Source organism: Anaerobiospirillum sp. NML120448 (assembly GCF_023050945.1).
Taxonomy (GTDB): Bacteria; Pseudomonadota; Gammaproteobacteria; order Enterobacterales; family Succinivibrionaceae; genus Anaerobiospirillum.
In genome coordinates this window covers 1-18,777 of the sequence record NZ_JALKIM010000031.1, presented here as the reverse complement: position 1 = coordinate 18,777, position 18,777 = coordinate 1, and the positions used below count along the sequence as shown (strand labels likewise).

11 protein-coding genes and 1 pseudogene are annotated in these 18,777 nt (G+C 40.3%); 4 read left to right on the top strand and 8 right to left on the bottom strand.

What is annotated here, in order from left to right:
• Positions 1-46 precede the first annotated feature (46 nt).
• Entirely contained in the window at positions 47-592 is a 546-nt protein-coding gene (gene hpt / locus MXE38_RS06810) for a hypoxanthine phosphoribosyltransferase (protein ID WP_246913416.1), read from the top strand.
• Positions 579-3,197: a S16 family serine protease gene (locus tag MXE38_RS06805; RefSeq protein WP_246913414.1), complete on the top strand. Its 2,619-nt coding sequence runs from the start codon at positions 579-581 to the stop codon at positions 3,195-3,197. Before hpt ends, MXE38_RS06805 begins: the two co-directional genes overlap by 14 nt.
• Before the next feature lie 168 nt (positions 3,198-3,365).
• Here the strand turns inward: MXE38_RS06805 and MXE38_RS06800 are convergent, their stop codons facing one another.
• The 3 genes from MXE38_RS06800 to MXE38_RS06790 form a co-directional block, all read right to left on the bottom strand.
• Entirely contained in the window at positions 3,366-3,860 is a 495-nt protein-coding gene (locus MXE38_RS06800; RefSeq protein ID WP_246913412.1) for a threonine/serine exporter family protein, read from the bottom strand.
• A 103-nt stretch (positions 3,861-3,963) separates the two neighbouring features.
• Complete coding sequence (locus MXE38_RS06795; protein ID WP_246913410.1) at positions 3,964-4,881, bottom strand: threonine/serine exporter family protein; 918 nt, start codon at positions 4,879-4,881, stop codon at positions 3,964-3,966.
• Between the two features lie 945 nt (positions 4,882-5,826).
• Positions 5,827-6,462: a hypothetical protein gene (locus tag MXE38_RS06790; protein ID WP_246913408.1), complete on the bottom strand. Its 636-nt coding sequence runs from the start codon at positions 6,460-6,462 to the stop codon at positions 5,827-5,829.
• Positions 6,463-8,003: 1,541 nt separating this feature from the next.
• Here MXE38_RS06790 and MXE38_RS06785 point away from each other — a divergent pair.
• On the top strand, positions 8,004-8,789 hold the full coding sequence (locus tag MXE38_RS06785; RefSeq protein ID WP_246913406.1) for an SDR family oxidoreductase: 786 nt from the start codon (positions 8,004-8,006) through the stop codon (positions 8,787-8,789).
• Positions 8,790-9,025: 236 nt separating this feature from the next.
• Here MXE38_RS06785 and MXE38_RS06780 read toward each other — a convergent pair whose 3' ends face one another.
• The 3 genes from MXE38_RS06780 to MXE38_RS06770 all read right to left on the bottom strand — a co-directional run bounded on the left by MXE38_RS06780 (position 9,026) and on the right by MXE38_RS06770 (position 14,686).
• Positions 9,026-9,898 (bottom strand): DUF1731 domain-containing protein, encoded by an 873-nt coding sequence (locus tag MXE38_RS06780; RefSeq protein ID WP_246913404.1) that lies wholly within the window; start codon positions 9,896-9,898, stop codon positions 9,026-9,028.
• A gap of 1,075 nt (positions 9,899-10,973) precedes the next feature.
• A complete protein-coding gene (pta, locus tag MXE38_RS06775; protein WP_246913402.1) occupies positions 10,974-12,986 on the bottom strand; it encodes a phosphate acetyltransferase in 2,013 nt (670 codons plus the stop codon).
• A gap of 698 nt (positions 12,987-13,684) precedes the next feature.
• Positions 13,685-14,686 carry an AAA family ATPase gene (locus MXE38_RS06770; protein WP_246913400.1) on the bottom strand — a complete coding sequence of 334 codons (1,002 nt, stop codon included), beginning with the start codon at positions 14,684-14,686 and terminating at the stop codon, positions 13,685-13,687.
• Positions 14,687-16,088: 1,402 nt separating this feature from the next.
• Here MXE38_RS06770 and MXE38_RS06765 point away from each other — a divergent pair.
• Positions 16,089-16,568 (top strand): DUF412 family protein, encoded by a 480-nt coding sequence (locus MXE38_RS06765; protein WP_281503161.1) that lies wholly within the window; start codon positions 16,089-16,091, stop codon positions 16,566-16,568.
• A 330-nt stretch (positions 16,569-16,898) separates the two neighbouring features.
• Here the strand turns inward: MXE38_RS06765 and MXE38_RS06760 are convergent, their stop codons facing one another.
• Together MXE38_RS06760 and MXE38_RS06755 are read right to left on the bottom strand one after the other, a co-directional pair.
• Complete coding sequence (locus tag MXE38_RS06760; RefSeq protein WP_246913397.1) at positions 16,899-18,293, bottom strand: hypothetical protein; 1,395 nt, start codon at positions 18,291-18,293, stop codon at positions 16,899-16,901.
• Between the two features lie 153 nt (positions 18,294-18,446).
• A pseudogene (locus MXE38_RS06755) lies at positions 18,447-18,650 on the bottom strand (flagellin); the annotation flags it as partial.
• Positions 18,651-18,777 lie beyond the last annotated feature (127 nt).

Genomic DNA, 18,777 nt, shown 5'->3' with positions numbered 1-18,777 from the left:
TCCACTGCGAGGATTAAATCTCGCGCTTGTTAAGGATCATTTTTCCATGGATAACGTCAAAGTTAAAGAGCTAATTCCGCTATTTACCAAAGAACAGTTGCAAGAGCGCGTGATCGCAATGGGCAAGGAAATCTCACAAGATTATCGTGATAAAAATCTTTGTGCTGTATGTATCCTTAAGGGTGCTATTCCGTTTTTCTCTGATTTAATTCGCACTATTGATAATGAGAATATGTGCATTGATACTTTACGTGCCTCTTCTTATGGTCAAGGCACCTCAAGCTCTGGCAAGGTTAAATTTATTAAGGATGTAGAGCTTGATGTTAAGGGCAAGGACATTCTTTTAATTGAAGACGTGGTTGATACTGGTTTAACCATGAAAGAAATTGTTGCCCATATGTATGAATTAGGTGCTAATAGTGTAAAGATTGCAGTATGCATTGATAAGCATGAGCGTCGTACTGTCCAAATCGATATTGACTATCGTGCTTTTGAACTCACAGAGGGCTTTATCGTAGGCTATGGCTTAGATTTAGCAGAGCGCTATCGTCAATTAGATGGTATTTACGAGGTGGTACTTGCAAACAGTTAAATTCAAACTTAAAGATGGTTCTACCTCAGGCATCATTAAAGGAGTAATGATGCTTGAAGAGTCCGATCTTTATCCTACTTTTCCTGAGTATCTGTTAGAAAAGAGCAAGGAAGATAGCAACAAAGAGTCTAAGGTAGATGCAGAGGCTCAAGCTGAGGCAGATGCTGAGGCAGTGGCAGCAGCTGCTGCAGGTAATGACTCCCATGCTCAAGAGCTTGATGCCACTGTTAAAGGTATTGATTCTTTAACTGATGAGCAAATCGAGCAATTAGCAGAGTGCTTAGAAAACGAAGATACTTTAGCTGTAGAGCCTAAAGAAGAGCTTTGCGATACCGTTTTTGACGCTATTGAGGATATGACCACTAAAGATGATGTGGAATTATCCAATTTAGTAAAACCTCGCTCTTTTGCCTCTTTACAGTTACGTGCTAAAAACGCTATGAAGGGCCTGTTTGCGCTTAAAAGAGAGCGCATGTTGGTCTTATGTGGTGATAGCCGCATTGATACCATAGCCACAGCTTGTGATATGGTGCGTGAGCTTAGTGGCCTTGATCCTACTGTAGCTTATGCTCCTACTAAGTTCGAGCTTTTTGGCAATGATAAAGAAGATGGTATTTTAACTGTCAGTGCCACTTTAGAGGATGAAAATCTTGACGGCGTAAAGCCTCGTGCTTTTAGCTTCAATGGCACTATACAGAGCCTAGCAGCCCCACAAACTGGTCAAGTTAACAACGCAACTGGCGCTAATAACAAAGGTGGTCGTGATAGCTTAACTGGTGAGAGTGGTGCTTATGCTGCTGGTGTGGGTACCAAATATAATGTGGTTATCATGCCATGCATGCACTTAATTGAGCATCCAAAGTGGCTGGGTATGGTTGAGGCTTGTTTAGCTCAAAATGAGAGCCTTAAGCTTATCTTAGTAGGTGATGCTACAGAAATTGCCCAACTTAGCATGTTCTGGGGCAAATTAGATAATGCTATTCATGCTGATATTGTTCTTGAGTTTACCGCAGTAGGTGCCTTAAGTACTTTAGCAGGCTTAATTAGTCATTATCAGCAAAACGATCGTGATGGTGCTTCCTTATGGTCATTCTCACGTGATGCCTTAGCTGTTTTGGCCTCTTATGCTTGTCGTTTGAGCGGCGATCGTCGTTATATTGGCTTACCTGAGTTGCCTTTAAAGTCTCTTATTTATGAGGCTAATCGTTATGCTTGGCTCGATGCTCAGCAACGCATCATGAAGTCATTAGCTAATGTAGATTTAGCAAATCAAAGTCAATTAGGTCTTAAGCTACCACCAGAATTTATCAAAGAGCTAGATCGTGAGCTTAGCGCCAGCTTGGGCTTAGGTCGCAGTGAAAATGATGAATTATGGGGGCAGAGTGAGGCTGATAATGGCGCTCAAATGATGGTGAGCGAGGATTTAGGCGATTTGAGCGATCGCACTAAATTAGTTTCTGCCAACGAAATTGATGAGCCGTTAGAACAGAGCGAAACTGAGTCTAAGCTTGAGGCAGTGCCTGAGTCTGAACTAGAGCTTAAGCCACTTAATGAGTTGGAAAATATTGGCCAAGACCATGCTCTTGCTGATTCTGATGAGCAAGTAGTGAGTGTTGAGCTTAGTGACCATGGTATGCCTGTAGCGCAAGTTCCTACTGGTAAGGTTAAGCTTTATGTTGACCGCCGCCATGTACTCAAGGCTTTAGGCTCTAACGATTTTCGTAATAACTTCTTAGCTGAATCAAGCTTACGTGAACATAGAGACCGCCAATTATTAGTAGCCACCCAAGGCGCTGTAGTGGGTCAGATTAATGGTCTATCAGTAATTGAGACCTTAGGTACCAATTATGAATATGGCGAGCCTGTACGTATTACTGCCACTTTACGAGCTGGTGGTGAGGGTGATGTCATTGATATTGAGCGTAAGGCTGAATTAGCAGGTCAAATCCATGCTAAAGCTATGATGATTATTAATGGCTTCTTAACCAAGGAATTTGGTGCTGAGCAGCCTTTACCTGTATCTGCAAGCTTAGTATTTGAGCAAAGCTATAGTGAAGTTGATGGCGATAGTGCTAGCTTAACTGGTTTATGTGCCGTTATTTCTGTACTAGCTGGAGTCCCAATTCGTCAAGACTTAGCTGTGACTGGTGCTGTAGACCAATTTGGTGATGTGCAGGCAGTAGGAGGTGTCAATGAAAAGATTGAGGGCTTCTATCGTGTATGTCGCTTACATGGCTTTACTGGTACCCAAGGTGTAATTATTCCAAGCTCTTGCGTTAACCAATTAGTATTACGTCCTGCTGTTATCAAAGCTGTTGCTGATGGTAAGTTCCATATCTTTACTGTATCTCATGTAACAGAAGCAGTAAAAATGCTAACTACCATGGACTGGGGCGATAGCGAAACTGAGAATACTATTTGTTATCGTATTAGTGAGCGTCTCAATGCCATTATTGCTGGCAATGAGGAAGAAACTTGGTTAGAACAAATCAAGGGTCGCTCAGTTGAGCTTTATCAAAAACTAAAAGAGCTCTTTAATTCTTACAAAGAGCAACTTAAGGGAAAGGATAAAGACAAAAATAATGAAAAAAGCTCAAATGCTTAAACTTTGAGCTTCTTTCAAGCCCCGTCTAGCAAAATCAACTGCTAAACGGGGCTTTGTTTTTTTTGTGCCTAAGACCAAGAAGTCTGGCTTTTAACTCTAAGCTCTAGGCTCAGAGCTTATAGCTCTGAGCTTAGGGGGTAGAGCTCTGGGATTAGAGCTTTTAGCTTCTTAGAGCTTGGCGTGGCGGTACTTATAGAAGAATAATGGAGGAACGGCCAGGCCAATAGCAATAGCAAAGATGATAGCCAAGGCTCTCATGCCATGAGTAAAGAGTATGGTGATAGAGTTGTTAAAGCTATCAGGGCTTACACTATGTAAGATATTAACTAAGGACAATAAGGACTGATAAGCATCTACTCCTGGGATCAGAGAAATAATGCATGGTACCGTGAAAATAGGGCGAGGTACTTTAAATTTTGGGCCAAAGTAAATAAAGATTAACGAACACACTGCACAGGCAAGAAAAGTTGCTGCCACAATGTCTATGGAGGAATACACTAAATAAGCTCTAATAGCACGGGTGATAGCCGAGGCTAGAGAAATTAGTAATAAGTGGCGAGCTGGCACAGTAAACAGCATGGCAAAGGAAGGGCCAATAATAGCAGCAGCTAGGGCTTGGTAGGCAACTAAGAGCCATTGATCAGAACTTATCAAGAGGTTCATATTATCAATCTAACTTATCAAGAATTAAATATAGGCTATAGCTTGCTTATGGTAAAACAAGCGCATCTAAGTCAAAGACTAAGACTGGGTCTAGGGTGGTCAATTAAAATATATTTATGTATTTGGCGGCACTTAGGCAATAAGTGGTCATTAATAGGCCAATAGCAGCAGAAATAACTAAAACAGCTGCAATAATAAGTCTGGTCAGTCCAATAGGAACATAGCCTTTAAAGATATCTAAAAAGCCATTAATCAGTGGGAAGCCTGGTACTAATAATAAGGTAGTAGCGGTAGCTGATAAAATGACTTGATCATGAGGTAAAACAAAGCAATATTGTGCACACATTGCCGCTACGAGACTACCGAAAAAGGCTGAGAGCATAAAGGTAAAAGACTCAAAGAAGCCCTTTTTAATAAAGCTAAAACGAGCATACATTAGTACGAGGCCACCTAAGAGTGCACAGACACATATAGGTAGGTTGCCACCATTTAAGTAGGCAAAAGCAGAGCCTGCAATAGCTTCAATAAAGATAAGGTGATTGTGGTTATAGTGACGAGGTCTGACCGCTCTTATGGCTAAAAAGATTTTGTAAGGATCTTTTAAACTGCCCTCAGAAACAGCTAAGCAGATATAGTTAAGGCGCTCTAGTGAGTCCATATTAATGGCAAAGTGCTTAATTTCTTTAAACTCAACACTAATCATACGGCCACGCTTAAGCTTTACTATAATGCCATCACGAGTAATATTAAGATCAATTTGATGGCAGTTTAAATCGTGAGCCATTTTCTTTACTGACTGTACAATCAATCTGGTCTCAGCACCTACAGAGGCCATACGCCAGCCTAAGGTAGCTAATAATTTAGCTTTTAGAGCTAAGTCTTCATGATCTGTGCCTGGACTTACTATAGTATCGGCATAGAGAAGCTCTTCTCCTAATTCATAATGAGCATCAACACTAGTATATGGAGCTCTTAAGTCCCAAGGGCTAGTATGATTATCAAGTCCTGGCTGCATATTCATTATTATTCCTTTGTATAAAATTAATATTGCCCTCAAAGGGGGCTAGTAAGTTATTAGTTTTTTTTGCAAAAAACAAGAACCCTAGGAAAGTAATGATAGTTGTCTAGGGTTCTTACCTTGCGTTGGTGATCGTCATAAGTAAGAGCAAACCTTACTTAAAAAAGCTTTTATTCCTAGAATAGCCATGTGCTCTAGGTGATTTAAGCACATGGCAACACTTTGGTGTATTAGGTAAAACAGTCTTTAACAACTTACAATAAGTAATACCTTGATTACTGCTGTATCACTACCAAAAAAGCCAATCATTCCCTCACATTAGCAGCCTGTTGAGACTGCTGAGCCTACTGCGCATGCTTGGCAGGCTGAGCCAGCTAAGCTTAGCCTGCTAAGCTGGCTGCGCTGCATCTGCGCTGGCTTTGCCTGCTGTGAGTGCTGCCCACTTTATTTAGGTAGGCAGTCAATATGGGATTGATATCCAACTAATAAAGCTAGCAAAAATTCGTTTAGCCATCTTTTAAGCTTTTTAGCTATTAGGCTCTCCTGCAAGCTCGGTATGCTCTTAGGCAAAAAGCAAGAGACTTCACTGCCATCATGATTGCAATACCTAAATCCCTCACGCCATTGCGTGTTGGCTGTTACAGGCTAACTAGCAAGCTATAGCCATGTGTAGGCATATTCGGTCTTTTATTCAACTTTTCAAGCTTCTACTTTACTCTCACCTAGTTAGCTATTTAGTTTGCCTTAGATAGGCAAAAGACTGGGCGGTTGTGAGTGCATTGTTTTTTGGTCTTTGGTTAAACTGCTAAAGATGTAAGCTAACTTAGAGCAAGCACTTAAGGGGTGGTGCCTATTAGTAGCAGTCACAACTTAGTTACATAAAGTATTAGTACTGGCTGCTAAGTTAGCTAGTATTGGCCTCTAGGAGCTAAGCTTTAGTAATTGCTCTTAGGCGTGCTTCTTGGCTGGTTGATGCTTATGCATGCTAAAGAGCTTGGATATAAGCAAATGGTTAGAACCATGAGCGCTGCTTTTATCATGGCTATGTCTAAAAGAAAAGCTGTAATGCTCTGGTTCGTAGCAGTAACGGCGGGTTTTAGTGCGCTTAACTGATGATAAGTTATAAGAATTATTGTTAGTAGAATTAAGGCTTAATGAAGAAACGTCTTGAGGATAAAGACTAGTTAAATTGTCATTTACTAAAGAAGCTTGATTAGTGTTTGCTAGTGAACTGTTAGGCAGTACGCTTGAAGTTAATTCATCTAAAGTAGGACTGGAGAGTTGCTTTAAATCCTGTGAGCTCGCATCTTGTGGAGCTTGTGCTTGTTGGTATTCAGGAGAAGCATTAATAGGGTAGGACTTGGTAAAAGTAAAATCTAAAGCATCAAGTTGATTAAATTCTTGGTTTACAGGTTCTGCATCTTCGCTTTCGTAGGTTTGGTAATCTTGGTTAAGATTGTGTAAAGCCCATTCATAAGCTTCGGCAGAGGATAAAGGGGTTGCAGGTAATTCCTCATAAGCTGAGAGGTTAGAGGAAAGTTGCTCCTTAGAGTGGTGGGATGCTAACAAGTTAAAATGAAGCATAGCTTTATCCTTTTATATATTAGAGCTCAAAATGAGCTCTTAACAACAGCTTATTTCCTAAGCTAAAAATAGTGTCTGTATGCTTTTAAAGGCCTTTGTTGTATTAGTGTAATCACTGTGATTACTATGATTGTTGTTAGTGGTATTCATCCATACAGTCCTGCAAGGCTTTGGCAGTCGGTCTTTAAAAGCGAGGCTATTGTGGCGCTAGAGAGTATGAATAGCAAACAAGTAAGTGAGCTTAAGCACAATTTTAATAAGAGCGCTCAATGTTAAGAAGGGCATAAAATAGCCATTTTTAGGCTTTTGAAAATTAAAATCTACTAGAAATAATTTATTTTTTAAGAGCTTTTAACTAAAAAGGCGCATTTTGCTGTTTCTTGTTGCTTAAAAATCGAAAATAAACAGACAAGATAAGGGGGAATGATCAATGGGGCTGTGCCTGTTAAAAGTGTGATCTAATTCAAATTTCTTATAAACATGCTGTTAGATAGTGAAAATATTCATTCAAACCTATCAATCTTAGACGAAAAGTACTATTCAAAAATTGCGCGTCTAAAATAGTGCAATCTTGCTAAAATTGCTAATATTTGCATTTCTTGTATGTAATTACAGGATAATTGCACTGTAATATCTATAAGATTAGCTCTAAAAGTACTAAAATGCCACCGAAAAGTACCATATTTTTTTACTACTTTTAACCAACAATTGGTACTTTTAGGAGTTAGCAATAAAAAACAATACCCCCAAAACTGACCCAATCATACTATCAAAAAATTGCCCTCTTTAACATTACTAACAGCCCATCAGACACCCCATCAGGTGTAAAGATAAGATAAGATAAGATAAGAAAAACAAATTCACAAAGCCATAAAAATTTCTTGGCTCCCCCAAACACGCTCTCAACTAACTCAAGCTACCAAACTCCCAAGGCCCCAAAACTTTTGTCCCCACGAACAGAATCTTAAGTGCGGCGGCACTGCTATCCTTTTAGCCTCTTACTCGGCCATGGCCATGGCCATCACATGCCATAGAAAAAGCTAGAGGCTTTTTTCTAGCAATATTGCTGTCCACAAAATGTACGTCCACTATCAACATAAGCACCTAAGCAAGTGAGTAGTGTTACTAATGCCCTTATCGGAATTGCTATCTGCATGTTAATCTCTGTACAGGAGCATATTGCCGCAGGCTAAGGCCATAATCCTGAGCCTGAGCCTTGGCATTGGCATTGGCGAGTACTTCTTACTACTGTTAAGAGCCCTGGTTCTGGCTTTAACTATGACAAGAGCAATCAACCGGGGTAGTGCCCTTGAGTGGCCATGGCTATTGCCCTTGCCATGGCCAGGGCCCAAGCTTGTGCTCTGGCCACGGCCTGTGCCCAGGCCACGGCTTGGGCAAGGGCTGTGGCTAGGGTAGCGATAGCTTTAAGGTAAGAATGAGCGTGGGGAGGTAAGTATTAAGCTTTTTGGTATTAGCACCGATGTAGAGTGTGCTAGGCTATTATTAGTTAATCAATAATTAGGTTCTGGGAGTTAATGTGTATGTCTGCTAAGGTAAACAAAGTAATTGCTATTAGTGGTGGTGCTACTGGTATTGGTAGAGCTACAGTGGAGCTCTTTTTAAAAGAGGGCTATAGGGTTTCCTTTGGTGATATTAATGAAGAGGCATCTTTTGCTTTACTTAAAGAGCTAAAAGAGCAGGGTTTTGGGGATGATAAGGTAATTTTTACCAAGGTTAATACTACTTTACCTGAGGATATTACAGCTTGGCGTAATGCAATTATGGAGCACTTTGGTAGATTAGATGCTATTTTTGCTAATGCTGGTATTCATAGATCTAATACTATGCTCAATATCGATCCTCAAGAGCTTAAGCTTATGATTGATACTAATATTTATGGAACTGTTTATACCTTACAAGAGCTGGTGCCTTATTTACAGCAAAATGGTGGTGGCTCAGTAGTAATTAACTGCTCAGATCAATTCTTTATTGGTAAGGGCAATAACTTTGGTTATGGTTTAACTAAAGGTGCTCTAGGACAAATTACCCGCTCCTTAGCTGTTGATTTAGCCAAAGATCATATCAGAGTAAATGCTGTCTGCCCTGGCACTATTCGTACTCCACTAGCCGATGAGGCTCTTGGTCGCTATGCTCACAGAGCAGGTATTTCACTTGAGCAAGCATGGGCTGAGGAAGATGCTTTATTTACCTTAGGTCGCTGTGGCACTGCCGATGAGGTAGCCCAAATGGTTTATTTCTTAACTGAAAAAGCTACTTTCTCAACAGGTGCTCATTATTTAGTTGATGGTGGTATTGTTGCCTCTTAATTCTTAATTAGGAGATAAAAACTTTTACCCCCAAGAGGCGAGTGCAAACTCGCCTTTCTTGTTTGCGTCTAAAACTTACTAACTAACTAAGTCATTAAGCGTAGTCGCTATAGTTGCAAACAAGTAAGTAGGCAAATAAGTAAGAGCCTCAGTAGAGGCTGTAATTGTCTTGGTAGGAGATCCAAGCGCAAGCTTTAGGTGGGCTTGCGCTTTTAGAGGATGGCTAAGAGATAGGGCTATTGGACATTTTGAATGTTAGGGGTGTGGAAGACAAAGCCCATATCTAATAGCACTTTAGGCACCACATTCTGATTGGTGGTTAAAAGCTGAATACGGCGATCACCCAAACGCAAAAATCCTGTAATAATTGGGATTTGCGGTAGCTTAGAGTGCTTGTAGCAGCAATGGAGCAACTCTTGTAAAGTAGCACTCTTTGGTGAGGTGAGATTTACTGGGCCTGATGGTACATCCTTTTCGCATAAGAACTGTAGCGCATTAATGGCATCATTAAGCTCAATAAATGGAACTTTATTGTAGCCATGAATTACCGTAAATGGTGGAGTCATAGAGGCCTTTTTAATAAAGCCACCATTACGGGATAATACAATGCCTAAGCGAGCTATATAGAAGCGCTTGAAATGGAATTGCTCATTGAGCTGATTGGCTCGCTCTTCAAGTTTAATGGCAATCTGAGCAATTTCACTTGTACCCATATCAGTAGAGGTCTCATCTACCTCTTCATTACAATCTTCATTGTAATAGGCAACAGCACTGGCTTGAATAAATACTGGTGGCAATACCATTTGAGTGCTCAGAGCATCTAAAACTTCAATGCGAGAGGATAGTAAGACCTTTAAGCGGCGCTTACTAATTGCTTTAGCTCCCAAGCTTTCGCCAGCTAGATTAACTAGAACATCGCCCTCGCCATTGTAATCATGGTAGTTAATGATATCTACCTTACCTGAGAGTTTATGATGCTTGTCTAGGCGAGCTGCCACTTGATTGATATCGGAGTGGGTAAGAATGGTTACTTGGTTATGTTGCTCTACCAGATTGTGAGCGAGGTAACCTCCTACATATCCTGAACCACCCGCGATAATAACGTGCATCTTGAATCCTCCTAAGTGCTTAGCCCTTGATGATTGGGTATTTTTAAGCTATTAGGCTAACACTTGGCAAAGGTATATATTTGGCAAGTGTAAATGGTCTTGTCCTACTCTAATAGCTAAATGAGTAATTGTTGTACTGATGATATGCTGCTCCATTAATTTGTTGTTAATAAGATAGCAAAGCAAAAGTTGATTAGTGAGGTTGCGAAACTATCAATAAAAGCTCTTCAAGCTTAGGCAGATATACACACACTAAAAAAGAGTAATGCTCAAACACACAAATTATCCTAACCAACTTGTTAGGAGATTAATAAGAGTAAGCATGCTCAAAGTCATCAAGCAACTAAAAGCATTATAACCTAAGCACTAGCTTTTAGCTTGTATCAAAGCTAGTACTATAGCGCCATTGTGAGCATGGCCTCATAAGTACCAAGATAATGCCCATTACATTTAAAACTACTGATAAAACCTTATTTTTAAGCGTATAAGGGCTAATTTATCGGTTTTTACCCTTAGTAGTATATCCTTGATAGGTGCTAGAGAGATTAAGATAAGTGCTTAATGAGCTTAGAAAAATAATGGTGAAAAAATAGCCAAAACTCCAACTTTTATTCAAAAAATTACCTAAAATGCAGCCAAATTTACTAAAAATCAGCCCTCGTCACAGATAATAATTTGAGCTTTAAAGTTCAAAAGAGTTGCTAATAAAATTCATGAAAATTGTGCGCCTGAACATGCATTTGTGCCAATAAAGAGCAATAGCTCGGCGATAGTCTCCCTAAAAGTGCGCTAGCAACATGTAAAAACTAGTGAACTAAAGCAGGATAGGCAGGATGTTATAAGATTAATCTGTTTGTTGAAAAATAAGTAGCAGTGTCTGTATCAGTATTCAAAGCTAGTTAATACTAAACCTAGCATCTGGCAAAATTTGCTGGCTAATTTTCTAGCTCTCTAGCTATGCTGCGCTCTAGCGCTAGAGCGTTAGAGCGATCTGGGAATTTATTTTTGCCAAAAGTAAAAAGGCAGCTAGTCCAAATGTGGTCTAGCTGCCTTTTGTTAGGCTAAATCAACAATATTACTGCTGATCTTGTTGGCCTGCCTGAATAGCGGTGATAGCTACGGTATAAACGATATCGTCAACTAAAGCACCACGGGAGAGGTCGTTAACTGGCTTACGTAAGCCTTGTAACATAGGGCCAATAGCAACAACGTTAGCAGAACGTTGAACTGCCTTGTAAACAGTGTTACCAGTGGAGAGGCTTGGGAAGATGAATACAGTTGCCTTACCTGCTACCTTAGAACCTGGAGCCTTTTGAGCAGCAACGTCAGCCATTACAGAAGCGTCGTACTGGAGTGGGCCGTCGATTACTAAGTCTGGACGTAACTCTTGAGCCTTCTTAGTAGCCTCGGTTACTAAATCAACATCAGGGCCCTTACCAGAAGTGCCAGTTGAGTAGGTGATCATAGCAACACGTGGGTCAATACCAAAAGCCTTAGCAGTGTCAGCAGACTGAATAGCAATCTGAGCTAACTCATCAGCATTTGGATTGAGGTTCAAGGCGCAATCACCAAATACGTAAACCTGCTCTTCCATAAGCATGAAGAAGATAGCAGATACTAAAGAAGCGCCTGGAGCGGTCTTAATAACCTGAAGAGCTGGACGAATGGTGTTAGCAGTGGTGTGAACGGCACCAGATACTAAGCCGTGAACTTCGTTACGCTCAAGCATCATAGTGGCTAAGAATACATTGTCCTTTAAGAGGTCACGAGCCTGATCCTCAGTTAAGCCCTTGGACTTACGTAACTCAACTAAACGAGCAACATAGTTCTCACGGATCTCATCAGGATCGATAAACTCAACACCCTCATCTAAGGAAACGCCTTGCTCCTTAGCAACAGCTAAGATAGCGTCTTTCTTACCGTAGAGTACTGGAACAGCAATCTTGGAAGCAGCAACACGAGCAGCAGCACATACAGTACGTGGCTCATCACCCTCAGGAAGAGCAATGCGCTTGTTAGCAGCACGAGCAAGCTCAGTTAACTTGTAACGGAAAGCAGCTGGGCTTAATAATGGGAACTCCTTGTTGTAAGGAGTTGCTAAGTAGTCTAATAAAGAGTTATCAAATAATGGAGCAGCAAAGTCAGCAGCACGTTGTGCACGCTCAGTGTCGTCCTTTAATAACATTGGAGGTAAGCTTGAGAAGGTCTCAGCTACAGCCCAAACAGAAGCCTTGGTGCAAATAGTAGCCTTGCCTACAGTGCCCTCAGCGCCATCGCATAATACTACGATGCCAGCCTTGGTGCAGCATGGAACCTTAGCGGTTAATAAAACATCGTTCTCACAAGCAGATTCTGCGTCAAATACGATATTGCAGCCACGAACGTTAGCATCACCAACTAAAGTGCCGTCGATAAAGGAAGCTAAATCGCTAGCACGGAAAGCGTAGTTCTGGCAATTGTATGGAATCATAGCATATGGAGTGCAGCCACATGAACCGCCCTCACCGCCAGCAGAGCAAGCATCAGCCTTTGGAGCGGAGCAAGTGCAGCATTGAGCCTCTTGCTTACCTGCTAATACTAACTTCTTTTGACCCTTAGCATCACGTGGAGCATCGTGATTTAATAAGATACCACCAATGAAACGCTCTTGGCCAGCCTTACCAAAGTAAGATAAAGCGATATGAACTAAAGCCATAGCCTTCTTGCACTTGCCCATAGAAACGATGCAGATATCAGCATCTAAAGCGTGGCAAACAGCGGCATTTAAGGAGTTCTGATCAAACTTGTCAGTAACTACACCCTCAACAACGATCACGTCAGCTTGGGTGTCCTTTAATAAACGGTTGTAGTTGGCTAAGATAGCCTCTACTAACTCGCTCTTTTGGTTCTGTGATAAGTACTTAACAGCATCACAGTTAGAAATTGAATAGTTAGAGCAGCAGTCCTTGGCAGTATTCTTACATGCATCTAATGGACGGAAAATGGCAGCTTTTACGCCCTTATCGTTAAGAGCCTTTACTAAACCTAAAGAGGCAACAAATAAACCATTTGCTTTACCAGCTGGAACAAGCATTAGTGAACGTGGCACTTTATTTATCTCCATTTAAAAAAGCAGCGCATTAAACTGTCAATTGTTTTTAATTCATTAACCTAGAATGAGCCTTCATAAATTAAAGCCAGCCATATATTTAGTATGGTAGTTTTAATGTATGACAACTCAATAGGGCACTAACCAATACCAAAACAATCAAAGTTAGCCTAAAAGCTATGCGCCTCAATTTTGAGTTTCTAATCAAATAATATAGATCGTATCGGTAAAACTAACTTTGATAGCGATCAAAATGCATTAAAAACTCTCCAAAATCCTAATGAGAGAATTTGGCAATTAGTTTAAAACAAATCTGAAAAAAAGTCGCTCTACAAAAGGCTTTACAAGCAAGCCAAAAGCAAAAACAAGCATGCTTACCTTATTATTTTAATAAAAAGACTTTATAAACTCATTTTAATAAAACCATGGCTCATTAACAAGCATGATTAAGTTCAATGAGTACTATATCAGTGGTGGGATGAAATATTTTTTTACGCTAAAACACGCTCTAGCAGGTTAAGCAAAACTTATAAGTGAAAAAGAGGAAGCTTTAACAAACTTCCTCTTAATAAAGAGCTTTTTTACTGCGAATATAATGAGCAAGGCCAGCTACGCTAGCTTTAGGCCAGCTACGCTAGCTTTACGTCAGCTGCGCTAGCCTTGCACGGCATTATAATCATTACTCGGTGGCAAACTTCTTATTTGGATAAGAAGTCTAATAGTGAATTATCAAAGAGTGGAGCGCTAAAGGCAGCAATTTGCTCAGCACGCTCAGTATCATCAGCAAATAAAACTACAGATAAAGATAAGAGGGCTTCTACTACAGCTAATGGAGAGTGGGTAGTATTAATAGTTGCCTTGCCAGCTAAGCCTTGAGTGCCATTGCATAGAATTACTAAGTTAGCCTCAGTATTCTCTGGAAGTACACTGGTCACTAAAATATCGCTAGAGGTAGCACTCTTAGCACAGAAAGAAATGCCGCTGACACGAGCACAGCCTTGACCTTGGAGCTCTGCGCCTAAAAGCTTAGCAACATCGCTAGCACGTAGAGCATAGTTAGCACTCTCAAATGGAATCATTGCAAATGGAGTGCAAGAGCAAGAGGCTCCGCCCTCTTCGTGGCCAACATCCTTGGCCTCATCCATAGAGCAGCCAAATTGAGCATTAGGATCCTTAGGGCCGCTTAATTGAATCTTCTTAATATTGTTAGCATCTAATGGGGCATCGTGATTGTAAAGAACGCCACCAATGAAACGCTCTTGAGCAGCTTGTCCAAAAGCACCTAAAGCTACTTTTACCAAGGCCATAGCACTAGGGCACATGCCCATAGAAGCCATACAGATATCAGCATTAAGAGCTTCACGGATAGCTGCATTAATAGCATGCTGATCAAACATTTGTGTGACTGCACCCTCAACAACGATCACATCAGCTTGAGTATCCTTTACTAAGCGCTCGTAATTAGCTACGATGGCAGCAATTAACTCTGGTACTTGATTGGCGCTTAAGTACTTTAAAGCTTGCATATAGGTCAGAGAGTAGTTCTTTGGACAATCCTTATTGCAGTTTTGGCCTACTTCAAATGGCTTAAATACTGCGGCCTTTACGCCCTTATCATTAAGAGCTTTAACTAAACCTAAAGAAACTACGAATAAGCCAGTGGCGCGACCAGCTGGAACGAGCATGAGTGAACGTGGCATTATAATCTCCAAATATGTAGTAGTGCTAATAGCCAAATATACTAGTGCAAGAAAAGACAAGTTACTTTGACTAGCTCTTGCTATTAACAGCCTAAAAGCTGAGCACCCTATCTTAAGTTTGTAGTTAATTTCACTCTAAAAAGTGCTAATCAGCTACCAACTTAATTAGGAAAAAATAGTTGTAAAAATTGATATTAATCAGTTTTAACTGTAGAACAGTAAAACAATTTAGAAATTTTTAAAAACTTGTCTTTGTAAGTTGTGATTAGCATACCCTAACTTTTCTAAAATTGCTCAACTTTTTTACTAAAAATAATAGCAATTTATGCAAAGTTTGCTTTGTTAGTGTTGACAAAAATTGCACTCCTGCCGCATATCTAAGCCTTTTACCCACCTTAAAACACCATTATTGCGTTTTTTTATCACAGCCCCACTTTTTGACCCAATTTCCTCAAAATTGCCTCTCAAACCAACCATTGCCCACAAACAACTGCCATAAAACCCCAAAATCACCAAAACTTAAGTAAGTCGCATCCCATTGCTCTCTACCCATAAGTACCTGACCAGTAGCATGAGCATGAGCCTAAACAAGACGAGTGCCAAGGCCAATAGCAATAACTAGAGCAAAAGCAATAAAAAGAACTAGAACTAGCTCCTCAATGCAATCAGTGTGTACTGTACCTTCAATGCTATCTTTAAGACCACATGACAATATAGAGACAGCAAAAGCTCTATGAAAATGGCCGCCAAGGCATTATAAATAGGGTGGGAAGGTAGCTAAGTAAGCATATGGAATTTCTATTTAGCTCAAGTAAAAGAAAATCTAACCAGTCCTGTTGCATGCATACAAGAAAACACATCAACACTTGCGCCCTGGCATATGCTCATATGCATACATCACTCGTACCTGCAACCCCATGCAATCTGATTGCATTTTTAGTGAGCGCTGTTAACTAATAATATTTAAGGCAGAACCGCAGTAGTAAGTTGTTGAGTCTTGAGAGGCAACAGCTACTGGCAATTAGGCAGGTAGGCAATTGCTCTTAATAAACAGGCATCAAGGGACTAGCAATTTTGAAGAAGACTTAAGTTGCTAAGTGGCTAACCAAAACTTTTAGAGCAACTTAATTGGGGTAAGCTAATGTAATACAAAGAAAGCTTAGATAAACTAGAAGTATTTATTTTGTTTTCAAAGAGGCTACTAAGCAGTGCTTAATTTCCAGTATGCCTTTATGTAAGGTAGCACTAAACTTATAGAGCTAGAAAAATCAGTTGAGCAGTAGCTTTGGTAAGGCAGCTGCAAGCTTATGCTTGTACTCTAGGCTTCTTAACATAGATCCTAGATGAAAGAGGCTGATATAATTTATGGCCAATTTTGGCTAACTGATGATGAGGGTAAAGAATGTCGCTATTTAGCAAGCTTAAAATAGGTTCTGAGTATATGGAATTATGGCCTGATGAAAAGGTGCTACGTATGATTTTTATGGAGCCACGTTTAAAAGAGGTCTATAGCTTTGCTAAAAAAGCACTTCCACCTTTTATTGCTCTTATTCTAGTTTGGATGTATTACACCTGTGGTGGCTTTCAGGGTATTTACGTACTACTTACTCATCCTTCAGCGGGCTTTATGCATATGTATTTAGCCTTGACCTCGCTTATTATGATGACACTGGTGCTCTTATCAAGCCCATTTTTCATGCTGCTATGGTTCTATTACCACTCCCAAAAGCCTTTAGAGCCTAAGCAAAGAGCTTTTTACCAAGATCTATGCTCAAAATTACAAAAACAGCCTAGCAGCGCTCCAATCATGTATGACTTTGTTAAAACTCTCAATGAAGCCTGCAAAACCCTAAAAGACAAAGAGTTCCTAAACAAGCTCTAATAGCTTATTTCCCTGTCTCAACACCTTCCATGGGTAAGCTGACAAGCAAACTATGATGGGCAGGTAAACAATGCAATGCAATGCAATGCAATACAATGCATTGCTATCAGTGCGAACTATAGTGTAGTTAGGCAATTTAATGTAAGGCAGGGTAGGTAGGTAGGTAGAGTGCTCTCAATCGTTCTGTAAACAGTACGTACTTGCACGGTCTTCAAACTTAGAGCCATTTCTTTTGCTAATTGCTAATTAATAGCCATCAATCTACAAAAAAGGCGGACTTGCGCCCGCCTATTAAGAACTAACTAACAGTCTTAGTTAGATTGGTAAACATTACTGTTTGACTACCAGATTAAGTTCTTTCATGTATTTTTTAACGGTTCCAGCAGAGACGTTAAAACGGTATTTAGGATCAGGGCTGGTTCTCATGAACTTCGTAATTCTTAGATGGCCCCAGGTTCCTTTACCTATGTCATGGAAAATCTCACAAATAATCTGTTTTAGCAAATCACGACTATTATCTTCTTTGGGAGCCTTATTTTGGACGCTTCTAAGGTAGGTAATATCGTTGGCTTTTATGCCTAAAAACTCGCATAGTTTGGCTTGAGATATTTGGTCATCATTAGCGGCAGTAATAGCTTGAACAGCTTTAAATTTAGAAAGCTTGCTTACACTTGGTAGTCTGTTGGCATCCTTTTTCTTAGGGCCTGCCTTAGTTTGAGAGGTAGAGGTCTGTGCATCAAGCTCAAATTCATAAGCCATGGTTGTAGCAATTAGCTGATACATAGCTGAGTTGAGAGCAGTGTGTAGCGATTTAATTTGCACTTCACGAGGAAGCTTATCAAAGCCAACAGAAAAGACATCAATATCTCGAGGTCTGCCTATCTTTGAACCATTCTTCTTACTCCAATCTTTAGCACTTAAGTTAGCTCTAACTAAGAAATCAACAGGATTATTCTTAAGCTGCTTTTGCATTTGCTCTAAAGTGGAGATTTGCTCAGAAGCTTCTAACTCCTTGGTCTTTTGAGTTGCCTTGGCGCTACCCTTGCCGCTGCCTCTGTATTTTTTAACAGGTGCTTTAGCAATACCTCTAAAATTACCATACTGGTCAAAGCCCTTCTCATCGACCACGATAGCAGCTGGCTCAGCAGGAACCTCATTTACAGGTATATCATTAGCTGCGGCCTTTGCAGTGGTGTCTTTAGTAGCAGGCTCTTTCTTAGCTGTGCTTTTAGTTTTGCGAGTAGGTGCAGTGTATTTCTTAGCTGCCTTCTTATTAGCGCCATTAAGGTCTTGAGCTTTTCCTTCCTTAGACCTAAAGCCAAGATGCATAAATTCAGAGTCAGTGCTTGCTGGAATTTCAGCAGGTATTACTCCAGCAAAAGGAGTATCGCCTCGCTTTGCTAAGCGTTGCTTAATCGGATCTTTATGGATGCGGAACATGGCACAAATTGCAGTTAGAGATAGATTATGCTTAATCATGCACTCTACAATTTGGTTGTATTGCTCGTCTGTGTATTCAGGCTTATTGCCATTAATGTAATGATCAATAAAGACATCTTTTCCGTGGTAGGCAAGGAAGTTGACGTAAATAGTCAGAGATGCCTGGCTAATGCCTGTAGCCTGACAAATATCTTTTTGCGGCACCTTATGCAAAAGTAAATTACACAGCAACTCAACAGTTTCCTCTGTAATTTTAGTGCAATGCTGATGGGTTTTAGCAGCCATACGAATAGTCCATTGTTAATCCAAAGCATAATGCTGAGCAAGAAATCTTGCTTATAAAATATAACATAAGGACAAGTTTTTTCTCTTGGTATAAATAAAAAAGGCGGACTTACGCCCGCCTCTAAATATAAAGAGAGAGATATTGTTATTCTGTTAGCCTAACAAGCTTAAAGCGATGGTTGGACGCTGGTTAGCTTGGGCTAAAACTGATTGAGAGGCCTGCTGAATAATGTTGTTCTGAGTAAGAGCAGCAGTCTCAGAGGCAAAGTCAGTATCACGGATACGGCTACGTGCATCAGCTTCGTTCTCAGAAATATTAGCCTGATTACGGATGGTACTTTCCATACGATTTTGGATCATAGCCCGGCATTATTAAATTTTTATTTCTAAGCAAAAACCGCTTATTTATCATATTTCTTAGAAATGCTACCCTTGAGGTAGTTTTTTTGTGCCAAAACTACTACTCCGCCCTAATATAGATACA

Coding starts and splice junctions, on each gene's coding strand:
- MXE38_RS06800 (WP_246913412.1), bottom strand. CDS start 3,860: ATGAACCTCTTGATAAGTTCTGATCAATGGCTCTTAGTTGCCTACCAA.
- MXE38_RS06790 (WP_246913408.1), bottom strand. CDS start 6,462: ATGCTTCATTTTAACTTGTTAGCATCCCACCACTCTAAGGAGCAACTT.
- MXE38_RS06760 (WP_246913397.1), bottom strand. CDS start 18,293: ATGGCTGCTAAAACCCATCAGCATTGCACTAAAATTACAGAGGAAACT.
- MXE38_RS06795 (WP_246913410.1), bottom strand. CDS start 4,881: ATGAATATGCAGCCAGGACTTGATAATCATACTAGCCCTTGGGACTTA.
- MXE38_RS06780 (WP_246913404.1), bottom strand. CDS start 9,898: ATGCACGTTATTATCGCGGGTGGTTCAGGATATGTAGGAGGTTACCTC.
- MXE38_RS06770 (WP_246913400.1), bottom strand. CDS start 14,686: ATGCCACGTTCACTCATGCTCGTTCCAGCTGGTCGCGCCACTGGCTTA.
- MXE38_RS06785 (WP_246913406.1), top strand. CDS start 8,004: ATGTCTGCTAAGGTAAACAAAGTAATTGCTATTAGTGGTGGTGCTACT.
- hpt (WP_246913416.1), top strand. CDS start 47: ATGGATAACGTCAAAGTTAAAGAGCTAATTCCGCTATTTACCAAAGAA.
- MXE38_RS06765 (WP_281503161.1), top strand. CDS start 16,089: ATGTCGCTATTTAGCAAGCTTAAAATAGGTTCTGAGTATATGGAATTA.